Source organism: Methanothermobacter tenebrarum, from assembly GCF_023167465.1.
Lineage (GTDB): Archaea > Methanobacteriota > Methanobacteria > Methanobacteriales > DSM-23052 > Methanothermobacter_A > Methanothermobacter_A tenebrarum.
Map to the genome: position 1 here is coordinate 133,323 of NZ_AP025698.1, position 15,033 is coordinate 148,355.

At 42.7% G+C, this 15,033-nt stretch carries 17 protein-coding genes, 3 tRNA genes and 1 other RNA gene; 10 read left to right on the top strand and 11 right to left on the bottom strand.

Annotated features, from left to right (window positions below; all coding sequences use genetic code 11):
- Window position 1 precedes the first annotated feature (1 nt).
- Together MTTB_RS00685 and MTTB_RS00690 are read left to right on the top strand one after the other, a co-directional pair.
- A complete protein-coding gene (locus tag MTTB_RS00685; RefSeq protein WP_248564631.1) occupies window positions 2–775 on the top strand; it encodes a proteasome assembly chaperone family protein in 774 nt (257 codons plus the stop codon).
- Window positions 776–781: 6 nt separating this feature from the next.
- Window positions 782–1,945, top strand: a complete 1,164-nt coding sequence (locus tag MTTB_RS00690; RefSeq protein WP_248564632.1) for a TIGR00375 family protein — start codon at window positions 782–784, stop codon at window positions 1,943–1,945.
- Between the two features lie 127 nt (window positions 1,946–2,072).
- Here MTTB_RS00690 and MTTB_RS00695 read toward each other — a convergent pair.
- The 4 genes from MTTB_RS00695 to MTTB_RS00710 form a co-directional block, all read right to left on the bottom strand.
- Window positions 2,073–2,147: transfer RNA gene (locus MTTB_RS00695), tRNA-Arg, on the bottom strand.
- A 26-nt stretch (window positions 2,148–2,173) separates the two neighbouring features.
- A tRNA-Arg gene (locus MTTB_RS00700) sits at window positions 2,174–2,248 on the bottom strand.
- Between the two features lie 81 nt (window positions 2,249–2,329).
- On the bottom strand, window positions 2,330–3,061 hold the full coding sequence (locus MTTB_RS00705; protein ID WP_248564633.1) for a proteasome assembly chaperone family protein: 732 nt from the start codon (window positions 3,059–3,061) through the stop codon (window positions 2,330–2,332).
- On the bottom strand, window positions 3,058–3,522 hold the full coding sequence (locus MTTB_RS00710) for a PepSY domain-containing protein (RefSeq protein ID WP_248564634.1): 465 nt from the start codon (window positions 3,520–3,522) through the stop codon (window positions 3,058–3,060). Before MTTB_RS00710 ends, MTTB_RS00705 begins: the two co-directional genes overlap by 4 nt.
- A gap of 241 nt (window positions 3,523–3,763) precedes the next feature.
- Between MTTB_RS00710 and frhA the strand changes: the two genes are divergently transcribed.
- Genes frhA through frhB form a run of 4 tightly spaced genes read left to right on the top strand, consistent with a single transcriptional unit; the run spans window position 3,764 to window position 7,127 of the window.
- Window positions 3,764–4,981, top strand: coding sequence for a coenzyme F420 hydrogenase subunit alpha (gene frhA / locus MTTB_RS00715; RefSeq protein WP_248564635.1), 1,218 nt, complete (start codon window positions 3,764–3,766; stop codon window positions 4,979–4,981).
- A gap of 4 nt (window positions 4,982–4,985) precedes the next feature.
- The gene (frhD, locus tag MTTB_RS00720) at window positions 4,986–5,462 is read left to right on the top strand and encodes a coenzyme F420-reducing hydrogenase, FrhD protein (RefSeq protein ID WP_248564636.1); all 477 of its coding nucleotides are present in this window, start codon (window positions 4,986–4,988) and stop codon (window positions 5,460–5,462) included.
- Window positions 5,459–6,268 (top strand): coenzyme F420 hydrogenase subunit gamma, encoded by an 810-nt coding sequence (frhG, locus tag MTTB_RS00725; RefSeq protein WP_248564637.1) that lies wholly within the window; start codon window positions 5,459–5,461, stop codon window positions 6,266–6,268. Before frhD ends, frhG begins: the two co-directional genes overlap by 4 nt.
- A 13-nt stretch (window positions 6,269–6,281) precedes the next feature.
- Window positions 6,282–7,127 (top strand): coenzyme F420 hydrogenase subunit beta, encoded by an 846-nt coding sequence (gene frhB, locus MTTB_RS00730; RefSeq protein WP_248565334.1) that lies wholly within the window; start codon window positions 6,282–6,284, stop codon window positions 7,125–7,127.
- Between the two features lie 30 nt (window positions 7,128–7,157).
- Here the strand turns inward: frhB and MTTB_RS00735 are convergent, their stop codons facing one another.
- The 4 genes from MTTB_RS00735 to map all read right to left on the bottom strand — a co-directional run bounded on the left by MTTB_RS00735 (window position 7,158) and on the right by map (window position 9,706).
- A complete protein-coding gene (locus tag MTTB_RS00735) occupies window positions 7,158–7,376 on the bottom strand; it encodes a DUF4190 domain-containing protein (RefSeq protein ID WP_248564638.1) in 219 nt (72 codons plus the stop codon).
- Window positions 7,373–7,906 carry a macro domain-containing protein gene (locus MTTB_RS00740; protein WP_248564639.1) on the bottom strand — a complete coding sequence of 178 codons (534 nt, stop codon included), beginning with the start codon at window positions 7,904–7,906 and terminating at the stop codon, window positions 7,373–7,375. Before MTTB_RS00740 ends, MTTB_RS00735 begins: the two co-directional genes overlap by 4 nt.
- A gap of 13 nt (window positions 7,907–7,919) precedes the next feature.
- Window positions 7,920–8,669: a class I SAM-dependent methyltransferase gene (locus MTTB_RS00745; RefSeq protein WP_248564640.1), complete on the bottom strand. Its 750-nt coding sequence runs from the start codon at window positions 8,667–8,669 to the stop codon at window positions 7,920–7,922.
- A 134-nt stretch (window positions 8,670–8,803) separates the two neighbouring features.
- Window positions 8,804–9,706 (bottom strand): type II methionyl aminopeptidase, encoded by a 903-nt coding sequence (gene map / locus MTTB_RS00750; protein WP_248564641.1) that lies wholly within the window; start codon window positions 9,704–9,706, stop codon window positions 8,804–8,806.
- Between the two features lie 97 nt (window positions 9,707–9,803).
- On the opposite strand from map, the gene MTTB_RS00755 reads away from it, so the two are divergent.
- From MTTB_RS00755 to rnpB, 4 genes are all read left to right on the top strand, one after another.
- Window positions 9,804–10,229 (top strand): hypothetical protein, encoded by a 426-nt coding sequence (locus MTTB_RS00755; RefSeq protein WP_248564642.1) that lies wholly within the window; start codon window positions 9,804–9,806, stop codon window positions 10,227–10,229.
- Between the two features lies 1 nt (window position 10,230).
- Window positions 10,231–10,692 carry a hypothetical protein gene (locus MTTB_RS00760; RefSeq protein WP_248564643.1) on the top strand — a complete coding sequence of 154 codons (462 nt, stop codon included), beginning with the start codon at window positions 10,231–10,233 and terminating at the stop codon, window positions 10,690–10,692.
- A 369-nt stretch (window positions 10,693–11,061) separates the two neighbouring features.
- Window positions 11,062–11,136: transfer RNA gene (locus tag MTTB_RS00765), tRNA-Met, on the top strand.
- Window positions 11,137–11,158: 22 nt separating this feature from the next.
- Window positions 11,159–11,481, top strand: an RNA gene (gene rnpB, locus MTTB_RS00770) — RNase P RNA component.
- A 4-nt stretch (window positions 11,482–11,485) separates the two neighbouring features.
- On the opposite strand, the gene dnaJ is transcribed toward rnpB, so the two are convergent.
- From dnaJ to MTTB_RS00785, 3 genes are read right to left on the bottom strand one after another with little or no spacing between them, the layout of a single operon-like run.
- The gene (gene dnaJ, locus MTTB_RS00775; protein WP_248564644.1) at window positions 11,486–12,616 is read right to left on the bottom strand and encodes a molecular chaperone DnaJ; all 1,131 of its coding nucleotides are present in this window, start codon (window positions 12,614–12,616) and stop codon (window positions 11,486–11,488) included.
- 27 nt (window positions 12,617–12,643) lie between these two features.
- Entirely contained in the window at window positions 12,644–14,458 is a 1,815-nt protein-coding gene (gene dnaK / locus MTTB_RS00780; RefSeq protein WP_248564645.1) for a molecular chaperone DnaK, read from the bottom strand.
- A gap of 4 nt (window positions 14,459–14,462) precedes the next feature.
- Window positions 14,463–14,975 (bottom strand): nucleotide exchange factor GrpE, encoded by a 513-nt coding sequence (locus tag MTTB_RS00785; RefSeq protein ID WP_248564646.1) that lies wholly within the window; start codon window positions 14,973–14,975, stop codon window positions 14,463–14,465.
- Window positions 14,976–15,033 lie beyond the last annotated feature (58 nt).

The window sequence follows — 15,033 nt, forward strand, 5'->3', positions numbered from 1 at the left end:
CATGAAAGAGACAATAATAAATGTCTTAGAGGAAGTGGAATTAGACCAGCCAATATTCATAGAGGCTTTACCAGGTATAGGACACGTGGGAAAATTAGCCGCTGATCACATCATCGACGAATTAAATGCCACAAAATTCGCAGAACTTTACTCACCATCATTTCCTCCACAAGTTCTAGTAGATGACAATGGCATTATAGAACCTATGAAAAACGAATTCTATTATCTGAAATCGGTCGGCAAAGAAAAAAGGGACTACATAATACTAATAGGTAATACACAAGGACTCTCACCAGAGGGACAATACGAAATCTGTGGCATGATACTAGACTTTGTGGAAAAACATGGTGTCAAAGAAATATACACCCTTGGGGGGTTAGCCACAGGCCAACCAGTTGAAGTTTCAAAGGTTTACGGCGCCGCCACAAACATGAAACTCGCCAAGAGACTGAAAAAGCATGGAGTCATTTTAAGGTCAGCTGATGGTGGTATAATAGGCGCATCAGGTCTACTACTAGGAATGGGAAACCTCAGAGGAATGGAAGGCGTCTGCCTCATGGGTGAAACACCAGGATACTACATAGATGCCGAGGCCGCGAGAGCACTGCTCAACGTCCTCATGGAACTCCTAAAACTGGAAATAGGCACTGAAAAGCTTGAAGAGCGGGCTAAGGAAACCCGTAAGATGATATCAAAGGCTCAGCAGATGGAGCAGGAAATGATAGAGAGGATGACGCTCAAACCAGGCGAAGAAGACCTCAGATACATAGGCTGATCTCAGATGATAATAAACGCGGATCTGCACATACACAGCTGCTTTTCCCAGGCAACATCCCAGAAAATGACCATAAAGAACATAGCCCCACAAGCAAAACTCAAAGGCCTAGACCTTGTAGGTACCGGTGACGGATTCCACCCAAAATGGCTTAAAATGATCATAGAGAATACAAAGGCTACAGAAGATGGTATCTACTCCCATGAAGACTGCGACTTCATAATAACAAGTGAAGTCGAAGACCTGAAACGAGTCCACCACCTCCTAATATTACCATCCATAGAAACAGCCATAGAATTAAAAGAAAAGTTACCATCATCCAACATCAACAAGGAGGGCAGACCCAAGGTTAGAATGCGAGGATCAGAGATCATGGACCTCGTACATGAATATGATGGGCTCATCGGCCCATCCCATGCCTTCACACCATGGACCAGCCTATACAAATCCTATGATAGTTACAAGGACTGTTATGGTAAAGCACCCGATTTCCTGGAATTGGGCTTATCAGCCGACACCGACATGGCTGACAGGATAGAAGAACTCCAAGACATCCCATTCTTGACAAATTCTGATGCACATTCCCCTTGGCCCCACCGCCTCGGTAGAGAATTCAACCAATTCAAAGTAGATGAAATCTCCTTTTCCGCTATTAGAAGGTCTATAAAGGGGAAAAAGATACGTGCAAATTATGGTTTCGATCCAAGACTTGGTAAATATCATCTTACAGCGTGCACGCGCTGTTACAGGGTCTATGAACCCGAAGAGGCCATAAAACTTGGCATGAAATGTTCATGTGGGGGGACCATCAAGAAGGGTGTGGATTATCGGATCCATGAAATAGCCACATGGAAAAAGCCACATCACCCAAGTCATCGCCCACCTTATATCCATATCATGCCCCTCGCTGAGATAATCAGCATGAAACATGGGAAGAGTGTTACAACACGTTACGTTCAGAGAATCTGGGGAAAACTTGTAGAAGAGTTCGGTAGCGAAATAAAAGCGCTCCTTGAAGCCCCATTGGATAAGATAATGGAGGTGGATGGGGAAACCGCGCTTGCAATAAGAGCTTTTAGGAGTGGCTCCCTGATCATAATACCCGGTGGTGGGGGCAGATACGGTGAAATAAGATTCCCAGAGAATACACTAGACGCCTATTTTCGATAGGATCTCAAGTCATCGTCTATGAACCTTAAAAATTGATATTATTGGAAGAACAATCACCCCCCATAAACGGGGGGATCTTAAAATAAATCATATCATTAGATGCTATCTTCTCCGATGGAATAGTGAACGGACCCGCCGGGATTTGAACCCGGGACCTTCGGATTAGGAGTCCGATGCCCTATCCAGGCTAGGCTACGGGCCCCATGCACTTGGTGAGGATTTTTGTAGCGGACCCGCCGGGATTTGAACCCGGGACCTTCGGATTAGAAGTCCGACGCCCTATCCAGGCTAGGCTACGGGCCCCTTCCATGTTTTTATGGATAAAAAAATTGTAAATTTTTAGTATATAAAAATTTTTTGTCTTGGGGGGCTTCTGGTTTAGAGTCACATGTATATTGGTGTTTCTGTGGGGGTTGTGGGTGTTTCTGTTTTGTGTACTTTTTCTGCTAATTTTTTAAGTCTTGATTCGATTGCCTGGGCTTCTTTTAGTAGTGGTTCTGTGTCTACTTCCAGGCCTAGCATTTTGTTGAGGGCTTCGACCACTTCTGCTGCTGCTCTTGGATCTGGGTAGGGTGTTAGTATTTCGCCGAAGAGGCAGGAGGCTGGTATGTTTTCTATGGCGCATCTTGTTAGTAATGTTCCTGAGATCCCGCTGATGTTCCCGAAGGGTAGTATTGGTATGTCCAATTTTCCAAGTCTTTTTAGGGTGTCTTTGCTATTGGCTGCTCCCGCGACTAGGTGTGATTTTTGTCTTACGATGACGCTGTTGAATGTTATTAGTTCTTTGCTGTTGTTTCTTTTCATCCATTTTACCATTGCATTGGTCATGTCATAGACTACAGATGATGGTAGTATGAAATCTGAGAGGAAGAGTACTAGCCCTTCTCCTTCGTATATTCTGAAGGGGTGTATTGCAACACCCCTGTAGAGGACTGCTAGGGGTGGGAAGTATTTAGAGTCGATGTATCCTATTTCTCTCATTTTGAGGTCGTCTACTAGGAGCCATCCTACGATGTTACCTATCAGTCCCAAGCCTGGGGATCCTTCAAGGACTATGGCGTTTTCAATTTCCTCGGATATTATTGTGCATGATTCATTTTTTGTTTCGACTTTCATGGTGGGGCACCACCACCCCCGCCTATGTTTTTACCTGTGACGGGGTCTATATGGATTTCTCCGATTATTTTACCATCTTTTTCTATTGGCACTACATATACTGGTTCTCCGCCTATGTTAACGAGGCGTGGGGTTCCTGCTTTAGCGCCTTCTTCTTTTATGTATCCCTGGGCTATATTCTGCGCTTCTGATGGACTCACGGGATAACCTCCATTACCTCCAATGTTAATACCACTTGAACCACTGGATCCCCCTGCACTTCCACCTGCACCGCCGCCAGCACCTGCAGAACCGCCTGCTCCACCAGCTCCACTGCCAGTTCCTGGGGAGGATGGATTGGTGCTGTCTGAGCTTGTTGGTTGCCATAGGATTTCAGGGTTGTTGCTTATCTGGTAACCTGCTGCGATGGCTCCGATGATTAAAACTATCGCCACTGAAATTATAAGCTTGGAGTCTATCATCGATACTCACCTTCTATCCTTTATCGGATTTTACAAGTATCTATTATGTTTTTTTAATATAAAAATTGTATAGTATTATCCATTAATATTTTTTTATGATTTTATTAATTTCTGTTAATTTTTTATTCTAGTATAAATATTTTTCACTTTTTCTTTAATGAAAAAATTATAATGGAAAACTTTATAATTATTTAAACAGATATAAATAATGATTCAACTCTAAAAAGAAGAGGTGATACACTTGAGCGAAAGGATTGTTATATCGCCGACCAGCCGACAGGAAGGCCACGCAGAACTTGTCCTGGAAGTCGATGATGAAGGGATTGTGACAAAGGGACGATACTTCAGTATTACTCCCGTGAGAGGTCTTGAAAAGATGCTAATCGGAAAGGCCCCTGAAACAGCACCAGTATTCACACAGAGGATCTGCGGAGTCTGCCCAATACCCCACACACTAGCATCAACCGAGGCAGTGGAAGACTCACTCGGCGTAGAACCCCCAAAGGCCGCTAAACTACTCCGAGAATTAACATTAGCCGCACACCACGTGAACAGTCACGCAATACACCACTTCCTCATAGCACAAGACTTCGTACCAGAAAACCTCATGAAAACAGCCATAGAATCAGTCTCAGAGATAAGAAAAAATGCACAATACGTCGTTGACATGGTCGCAGGAGAAGGCATACACCCCTCAGATGTTAGAATAGGTGGAATGGCTGATAACATAACAGAACTTGCAAGAAAAAGATTATACACAAGATTAAAACAACTCAAACCAAAAGTAAACGAACACGTGGAACTCATAATAAGCCTAGTCGAAGAAAAAGGACTCCCAGAAGGATTAGGAGCACACAACCAGCCCACATTAGCAACACACCAACTATATGGTGACAGGACAAAATTTGACCTAGACCGTTTCACAGAGGTCATGCCAGAAAGCTGGTACGACGACCCAGAAATAGGCAAAAGAGCATGCTCAACAATACCCCTATATGATGGAAGAAGCGTGGAAGTAGGGCCAAGGGCAAGATTCGTAGAATTCCAAGGCTTTAAAGAGAGAGGAGTTGTAGCACAACACGTCGCCAGGGCCCTTGAAATGAAAACCGCATTATCAAGGGCAATCGACATACTAGATGAACTCGACACATCAGCACCCGTAATGGCAGACTTCGACATAACAGGGACAGGTAAACTAGGTGTTGGTGCAATAGAAGCACCAAGAGGACTGGACGTTCACCTAGCCCAAGTAGCTGATGGTAAGATACAATTCTACAGTGCACTTGTCCCAACAACCTGGAACATACCAACAATGGGACCCGCAACTGAAGGCTTCCACTATGAGTTCGCTCCACACGTTATACGGGCATACGACCCATGTCTATCATGTGCAACCCACGTGATGGTCATCGACGACGAAGATAAAACTCCCATAAAAAATGAAATGGTCAGGATCTAAAATCATGCCATACGATGCTGAGATTCTAGTAGTGGGCTGCGGGAACATCCTATTCAAGGATGACGGCTTCGGCCCGGCGGTAATCCAAGCCATTGAAGAACACTTCAAAGACAAAGACAAACCAGATAATGTTCTATTCATAGACGCAGGTACCGGCGGCCCGCATTATGTGTTCTCACTCCCCCACGAGTCTTGGAGGAAGATAATAGTCGTGGACGTCGTGGAATTCAACGCAGAACCCGGAACTTTGAGGAAATTTAATCTTGAGGAGATACCAAAGGGCTCCTACCAGAACATGCATTCATGGCCAGTGAACCAGCCCCTCCATGAACTCAGCGAAAAAATCGACGTGGTGGTAATAGGGTGTAAACCAAAGGAGATATCCGCCCCCTATGTGGAAATGGGCCTCACACCCCCAGTTGAGAAGGCCATTCCCAGGGCGGTTAAGATGATTTTAAACGAAATTGGGGTTTATCAATGAGCTTAATTGCCCGTATTAAAAGATTTTTAGGATTGGAGGCGAAACCTGAAAAAGAGGAAAAGGTTGTTGAAGTTCCAAAAGAGGAGGTTGAGAAAGTGGCTGAAGAAAAAGCAAAACCAAAAATAGGTTACATCCACCTAAGTGGGTGTACCGGAGATGCAATGTCGTTAACAGAAAATTACGACATCCTTGCAGATTTACTAACTGACATGGTAGAGATAGTTTACGGACATACTCTGGTGGATGTATGGAAAATGCCCGAGATGGACCTAGCACTAGTGGAAGGGTCCGTATGCTTGCAGGATGAACACAGCCTAAAAGAATTAAAGGAGGTAAGGGAAAAGGCCAAACTAGTATGTGCATTCGGATCATGCGCCGCAACAGGCTGCTTCACAAGATATGCCCGTGGAGGCCAACAAGCACAACCAGCACACGAATCCTTTGTACCAATATCAGCTGTAATAGATGTTGACTTGGCCTTGCCAGGATGCCCACCATCACCCGAGATCATAGCCAAAGCCGTTGTAGCACTCCTAAACAATGACATGGATTACCTTAAACCCATGTTAGATCTTGCAGGTTATAACGAGGCCTGCGGATGCGACTTGCAAACAAAGGTGGTTAACCAGGGCCTCTGCATAGGCTGCGGTACATGTGCCATGGCCTGCCAGACAAGGGCTCTTGAAATGGTGAATGGAAGACCAGAACTCAACAATGACCGTTGCATAAAATGTGGAGTATGCTACGTCCAATGCCCAAGGAGTTGGTGGCCAGAAGAACAGATAAGGAAGGAGTTAGGATTATAGGGAGGCTGTGAAGATGGTTTTAGGAAAATACAAAGAGGTATTTGCTGCCAGATCAACTGATAAAGAGATCTTGAAGATAGCACAGGATGGGGGAATTGTAACAGGACTACTATCATATGCCCTTGACGAGAAGATAATCGAAGGGGCGGTGGTTGCTGGTCCAGGAGACGAATTCTGGAAACCCGAACCTATAGTCGCAATGACATCAGATGAGCTGAAAGCAGCTGCGGGCACCAAGTACACGTTCTCTCCAAACGTTTGGATGCTCAAAAAGGCTGTTAGACAATACGGTATAGAGAAACTAGGTACAGTGGGCATACCCTGCCATTTAATGGGTATAAGGAAGATGCAAACATATCCATTCGGTGTCAGATTCCTCGCTGATAAGATAAAGTTACTCATCGGTATATTCTGTATGGAGAACTTCTCATACAGTTCACTGCAGACATTCATCTCTGAGAAGATGGGACTCAGCCTAGAACTAGTAGAAAAAATGGACATAGGTAAAGGAAAATTCTGGGTCTACACCCACGATGATGTATACACTCTACCACTCAAGGAAACCCATGGATATGAACAAGCAGGTTGCAAAGTATGCAATGACTATGTAGCTGAACTTGCAGATGTATCAACAGGATCTGTAGGAACACCTGATGGATGGTCCACAGTGTTCCTGAGAACTGATACGGGGGAGTCAATATTCAAGGACGCGCTTGAAGCAGGTTTATTCGAGACCAAACCTATAGAGGAAGTCAAACCCGGTCTGGGATTGCTTGAAAAATTAGCATCACAGAAAAAGGAAAAAGCAGAGAAGACTGTTGCTGAGAGGAAAGAGATAGGGTTACCCACACCCTATTAATCCCCTCATCCTCTTTTTTTATTCGAAAACCTATACCCTTGGTAATATGATTCTCAAAAGTATCAGGTAGATTATTCCTAGGATTATCCCTGCGATGGCTAAATATTTTCCAGTTAACTCTTTTTCCTTGATCTCCCTGAGGGCTAATATGCCGAATATTATTGCCAATATTGCCTTCTCCGCTCCTAGAAGCTGTATAAAAGCGCATATACCAATAGCTATACTTGCAATGGCGAAACTGCTCCTCATATTAACTCACCTCCACCCAAATTCTTCATAGCATCTTTAAATGCCTTGTACATTTCCTGGTTATATGCTATGAGCAATATCTTCTCTATTCTGGTTTCTTGGAGGAAATCCTTTATGGCTTCTATCATGGCACGGGCTGCTTTGTCCTTTGGCACCCCACCAACACCAGTACCCATACCCGGGAATGCTATAGATGAAATTCCAAGTTCTGATCCCCTTTTCAAGGCTGCGAGTGTTGCTTTCTTTATTGCTCTTATATTTGATGGTTGTGCAGGTTCTACCATTGTAGGGGCGTGTATAACATATTTCGCCTTTAATTTCCCCGCGGTTGTTGCTATAGCCCCACCTACTGGTATGGGAGCCTTCGAAGTCGCTTCTTTTTCTATACCCGCGCCACCCTTCTCTTTTATTGATAGGGCCACGCCTCCCCCCATCAGACCATAAGAATTCGCCGGGTTAACTATGGCATCAGCTTTGACATTAGTAATGTCACCCACTTTTACCTGGATTTCAGTTTCCTTGTACTGCAAAACCCTTATCCCTCTATGATATTTTTTTGGCCATTATTACTAGTCCAAAACCTCGATCGCTATTGATGAACAAATTGTCAAATTTGAAAAGATTTTTTAATATTGGTGCGCTCGTTCTTTTCATCCGACTTAGTAGAGTTGGCCGGTTTTGTGAAAGACCCTTTTCCCCTTCTTTTTTCGCCCTATTTAGTCTCATTTCTTCGATTTTCAAATAGATTCCTAGGAGTAGTCTGATGAATGGGAAACCGTAACATAGTATCTTTGTTGGTTTTAGATTTGCCTTTTTCAATTTATCTTTGATTTCATCCTTGGAGTATCTTCTAAGGTGGCCGGCTTGCTCGTCTCTTATGTTCCAAAGCTTTTCATTGTGGGGTACGCTAATTAATAGAACCCCATCATCTTTTAACCATGAATTAATCAACTTTAATAGTTTTAAATCCTTGTGTAAATGTTCTAACATTTCAAAACAGATTATGAGATCATATTTTTTCTTTGGTTTGAATTTTAATGCGTTGATATTATGAATTTTGACCCTTTGATGATTTTCCATTTTTTCGACTTCTTTTTGAGTCATTTGGATTGAATGTTCTGAAATATCAACAGCATCAACCTCATATCCTCTCTGAAGCAAATCTACTGTATAGTATCCATAGCCACAACCTAGGTCTAATGCTCTTTTACCATCCACATTATTTCCTATTTCATCTAGAAGATCGTCAATTAAATTTTTAAGATAAAGGCCTACTGGCCCTTCTAGGATCATGAAAAATTCACCCCCCCAAAAAATTTTATGGAAGAAGATTACCCCCCCATTAGTAGGATGTGGAGAATCTTCCATATTTTTTTTAGTTAAAAATAGTATATAAAATTTTCTGCATTGGCGAGAAAAAGCTTTTTTTATTCGGTTATGACCTGACAGCTGTCCTTTTCAACGATTATGGTATGCTCTGCTTGTGACACCAATGCACCACTCTTTTCTCTGAGCACATGGTATGGGTAGACTGCCCTGGATCTTATTAGCAGTCTCATGGAAGCGCTAAGCTTCTTAGGGTCGAAATATTCTGTCAGCCACCTCTGGGCGAATGGTAAACTTTTGTATTCTTCTTTTATCTTTTTGAGGACACTCCTTGCATGGGCTAATCTGAGTGGTCTGTCCCTTAAAAATCTGAAGATATACGCTTGGGGCATGTCAGTTACATATCCAACACCATCAGTTGCGAAGGGTTCGATGGCGAGAACATCTCCTTCTTCGAGTCTATGCGTATTTTTCTCGTTGACGTTAGGTACTGACAATCCTGAATGCAGTATCCATCTATCCATACTATGACCAGTAAGGTTAGTTACCGGTTTGAAACCGAAGTCATTTATGGTATCCTGGATGACCTTCCCTATCTTTTCGAGTTCTATGCCCGCCCTTATCATGCTTATAGCATTCTCAAGGGCGCTCTGGGATGCTTCGATCATTTTCAGGCTTTTTTCAAAGGTTTCATCTTCTCGGTCTCCTACGAGTATGCTTATGGCGGTGTCAGCTATATAACCATCTACATGCGCGCCCATATCTAATTTTACGAGATCCCCATATCTTATCCTGGTCTTGTCATTGGCAGGGGAAGTATAATGTGCTGTTATATCATTTATTGAAACATTACATGGAAATGCTGGTTTAGCCCCCTCTTTCCTAATATTATCTTCAACTAAATTTACAAGTTCTATAACTGGCAGATCTTCACGCACGAGCTTGGAAGCCTTCTTCCGGATCTTCGATAATATCTGTCCAGCTTTCTTGTATTCTTCCTCCATGATCACACGATCCTTGGTCAATAGTGAAATTTTTAACTTTTATAAACTTATTTATATATCATGTTCACTAAAAAGAATAATAGTGTGAGGGAGTGGTATGGCTACAAGTAGTGTTGTAATACCCCAGAATTTAATGATTTTAATTTTGGCTTTCATAGCGTTTGCGGCTATAGTTATAATTGCCATCCAATGGAGAAAGGTTAGAGAAGTGCAAAATAATGTCATATTACTCGAGAAGGAGATAGAACTTAGGAAAATATCACTCGTTGAGAAGGATATTGAATCTAAACGTTTAATGGAGACAACAATACCCCTTCCAAAGGAACAGCAGGAGAAATTAGCGAAGATAAGAAAAGATACGAAGAATATAATGCAGAGAATAGGATATCTCCACAGTGAGATAAGTGAAAGATTAGCGAGATTAGAAGCCCAGACAGAATTCAGAAAACTCGAAGAAATGCTAAAAGACATAGAAAAAAAGGAAAAAGAAGTGAATAAAATTTTGAAGAAAGTGAGGGATTAATATGAGCGCATTAGAACTGTTAGCTATACTTATACTCGCAGGGGCTATAATCATCCTATTATACTATTATCTCATGGAATCCGCTAATGTTAAGACACGTCTAAAATCCCATATTAGAATGGGAGAAAAATTCACCGAAGAGGAAGGTGGACGCATGAGCGTAAGCGAAAAAGTATCCGATGTAAGCGACAGGATAATCCACAAAGTGAGGGAAGTGCCCATAAGCACAGACATAATATCAAGTAAAATCGACGCTTTCCTAGAAGAGAAAAGCGACGAATTAATAAAAGACTGGGAACTAGCCACAAAAGATGATATAAAAACCCTACAAAGCAGACTAGACCTAGTATCACGTAATATAAGCGAATTAGAACAGAGATTCAATGAATATAGGGGTTATACCAACAAAAAACTCGAATCCATAGATAAAAGACTTAAAAAATTAGAAGATAAAATAAAGTGAACATATACCTTCCACAAAACCCCACCCAAACAAATCCAAGAAAAAAGACAAAATCACACAAGAACCTGGGAATACACCAAACAATTAAAGAGAAAAATAGTACCGGAGGAATCCCATAGGAACATTAGGCATTTATATGAGCTCCCCCCCTGGATAGAAAACTTCCACACAAATCAACCACCCCCAAGACAGAGGATGGTACATTCTACAAAAAAACCTAAAAAAATTATTTACCCCCCAATCTCAGCTCCCCATAAAATAAACTTAAATTTTACTTTTTCCGATAAAATAATTGTCAGATAATCAATAAAAGATCCGAAGAAATTGGGGGGGAAAAATTTATATAAGGTTATAACATAATCAATATTTAGCGGGGTGGGGTAGTCTGGTGATCCCGCGGGGCTCATAACCCCGAGATCCCTAGTTCAAATCTAGGCCCCGCTATTCAATACTATTCTTCGATGGAGTAAGCCGAAGGGCAGCTACCGGCCCCCACACACGCGTTGTGTGCGGGCTGAGGAAACTCCCCCCATCATACAGGATCCACGGTGCCGCAAGGCATCAGCCGAGAGGCTGGGCTCTGGAGCAGAAACGACACGTCCCCCAATTGGATGATAATGAGACCCCCAAAAACCGGATAAAGGGGTTGATTGACATTGGGGGGATCGGTGAAACGGCCAACCCGTGGGATGCAAGGGCAAATACTGCCGATGAGCACTGTACGAGGCAGAGGTAGCCCGCCTAGATGAATGCTGCCCAAGAACAGAAGGGGGGTTACTCTCGGCATGCTCCATCAATATATTATAGCATCTTTCATCCTCTCAAATAAACCCTTTTCTTTTTTGATTTCATCACCGCTAACCTTTGCAAATTCCCTTAAAAGCTCCTTCTGTCTCTTATTCAACTTTTGTGGTGTTACAACCCTCACTTTCACATATAAGTTGCCGCGGCCTTCCCAGTTGATATGGGGCATGCCATAACCTTTTACACGGAATGTGGTCCCGGTTTGGGTCCCGGGTGGTATTCTAAGTTTAACCGGTTTTTCCATGGTTGGAACTTCCACTATATCTCCTAGGGCTGCCTGGACAAAACTTATTGGCTTTTCAAAATAGAGATTAGCCCCCTTCCTTTCAAATAATCTGTGTGGTTTTATTTTTATCGTCACGTAAAGGTCGCCTGGGGGCCCGCCCCTAGGGCCCATTTCACCTTCTCCTGGGATCCTTAACCTTGAACCGTCCTCAACCCCCGGAGGCACCCTTATATGGATCGTGCTGGTTTTTTTCACCAACCCTGTACCGTTACAGTTGCTGCATGGTCTTTCAATGATCCTACCTTCCCCATTACAATCCGGGCAACTTGTTATATTCATTATTTGGCCCAGGAGCGTTCTTTGTACTTGTCTTATTTGTCCCGTGCCGTTACAGGTGGTGCATGTCCTTGTGCTGCTGCCGGGTTCTGCCCTTGACCCATTACAGGTAGGACATTTCCTTGTATGTGGGACTTTTATATCAGTTTCTAGGCCAGTGTATGCATCCTCTAGTGTTATTTCGAGTTTATAGTTTATGTCAGCCCCACGTTGGGGGCCCCTCCTTCTTCTCCTGCCGAAGCCGAAGATGTCGAATATGCTGCTGAAATCAAAGTCTAGGTCTTTGAATATGTCTTCGAAGTTTACGTTCCTGAATATGTCTTCTTGTGTGAATCCTTCCATGCCAGCGTGTCCGAATTGGTCGTATCTTTGTCTTTTCTCATCATCGGATAATACTGCGTAGGCTTCGCTGATCTCTTTAAATTTTTCAGCGGCATTTGGGTCATCACTAACGTCTGGATGATATTTCCTCGCCAGCCTCCTGTAGGCTCTTTTTATATCTTTTTTGCTGGCGTTCCTATCAACGCCTAGGATTTCATAGTAATCCCTTTTTGGCATAGGTTCACCAAGGAAAAAGGGGATAGGTTAATCTTTTACTTCGTAGTCTGCGTCGATTGTATCATCTGAATCCTTGCCTTCTTGTTGTACTTGTTGGTAGATTGTTGCGCCTATCTCCTGGATAGCCTTTGTGAGTTCTTCTGTTTTTGATTTTATCCTGCTTATGTCATCTCCTTTAAGTTCCTCTTTTAATTCTTTGATTAACTTTTCGATATTTTCTTTCTTGTCAGATGGTATTTTCTCTGATAGTTCATCTAGGGTTTTTTCTGCCGTGTATATCATAGAGTCTGCATTGTTTCGGATTTCAACTTCTTTTTGTCTTTTACGGTCTTCCTCGGCATACTTTTTGGCTTCTTCAATCTTCTTTTTTATTTCTTCTTCTGAAAGTTTATGTGGTGCTGTTATTTTCATGGCTTGTTCTTTTCCTGTTCCAAGGTCCTTTGCTGACACGTTTAGTATGCCGTTGGCGTCAATGTCAAATGTTACTTCTATTTGCGGCACTCCCCTGGGTGCTGGTGGTATGCCTACTAGTTGGAATCTGCCCAGGCTTATATTGTCCTTTGCCATTGGCCTTTCACCTTGTAGTACGTGTATGTCTACTGCCGTTTGGTTGTCGGCTGCGGTTGTGAATATTTGGCTCTTCCGTGTGGGTATTGTTGTGTTTCTTTCGATTAATTTGGTGAATATGCCCCCTTGTGTTTCGATGCCAAGGGATAATGGTGTCACATCTAATAGTACAATATCTTTTATTTCACCTGCGAGTACGCCACCTTGTATGGCTGCTCCCATTGCCACGCATTCCATTGGGTCGATTCCCCGCTCGACTGGTTTTCCCATGAAGTCTTCAACGAATTTTTGGACTATTGGCATCCTTGTGGGCCCACCTACTAGTATTATCTTGTCAATGTCCTCTTTACCCATCTTAGCATCCTTTAGGGCTTGTTCTATCGGCCCTGCACATTTTTGGATGATTGGATCTACTAGTTCTTCCAGTTTTGCCCTTGTTAGGGTGTGTACAAGGTGTTTGGGGCCGCTGGAGTCTGCTGTTATATAGGGTAGGTTTATTTCGGTTTGTACGGTTGATGATAATTCTATCTTAGCTTTTTCAGCGGCTTCTCTCAGTCTTTGGACTGCGTTGTCGTCTTCCATTATGTCTATTCCTGTTTCCTTTTTGAATTCTTCTGCTAGGTAGTTCATGATGGCGTTGTCCATGTCTGTTCCGCCGAGTTGTGTGTCTCCACTTGTGGATTGTACTTCGAATACGCCTCCTCCGAATTCCATTATTGTTACGTCTAGTGTTCCTCCTCCGAAGTCGAATACCATTATGTCTAGTTCTTCGTCTTCTTTGTCTAGGCCGTAGGCTAGGCTTGCGGCTGTTGGTTCGTTCACTAGTCTTACAACTTCCAGTCCTGCGATTGTGCCAGCGTCTTTTGTCGCGGTTCTCTGGTTGTCATTGAAGTAGGCTGGTACTGTTATAACTGCTTTTTCTATTTTTTCTCCTAGGAATGCTTCAGCGTCTTTTTTTATTTTTTGTAGTATGAATGCTGATATTTCCTGTGGTGTGAATTCTTTGTCTTGGATTTTTATCTTCCTGTTGGTGCCCATGCTCCTTTTTATGGCTGTGATTGTGTTTTCTGGGTTTGTGATCGCCTGTCTTCTGGCTGGTTCTCCTACTAGCATTTGTCCGTCTTCTGTGAATGCGACTATACTTGGGAATGTTTTACCATATACTGATGCGCCCTCTGCACTTGGTATTATTGTGGGTTTACCGCCTTGGAGTACTGCTGCGGCAGAATTGCTTGTCCCAAGGTCTATTCCTATGATTTTTTCTTTTTTCGCCACTTAATCACCCCATGTCCTTTTTACATACTTTTACGAAGGATGGTTTTATTATCCTGTCCTTTAGGATGTAGCCTCTTGATATTTCTTCGATTATTTCCCCGTTTTTGTATTTTTCATGGTTTTCTATTTGGACAGCTTCGTGTTTGAATGGGTCGAATTTTTCTCCCTTGGTGGGTATTCTTTGTAGGCCCTCCTTTTCTAGGATATTGTTGAATTTCCTGTAGATGAGATTTAGACCATCTTTGAAGTCTCTGAGGCTTTTGCAGTTGTCTATGGCCCTTTCCATGTCCTCTAGGACGTCTACTAGTTTTAGTATGAGTTTTTCATTGGCGTATTCTATTATCTGGGCTTCTTGTTTTTCTCTTTGTTTTTTATAGTTTTCGAAGTCTGCCTGTAATCTTTGCAGATGTGAAATGTATTCTTCTATCTCATCTTCCTTCTTTGATAACTCTTTTTTGAGTCTTTCCAATTTTCTAGTGCATTTTTCAAGTTCTTTGGGGTCTTCTTTTTTTGGCATTGGGTCACCCTATTAAAGTTACAAAAGGTTATATTTTAGGTTCAAGAGAGTTATAGTT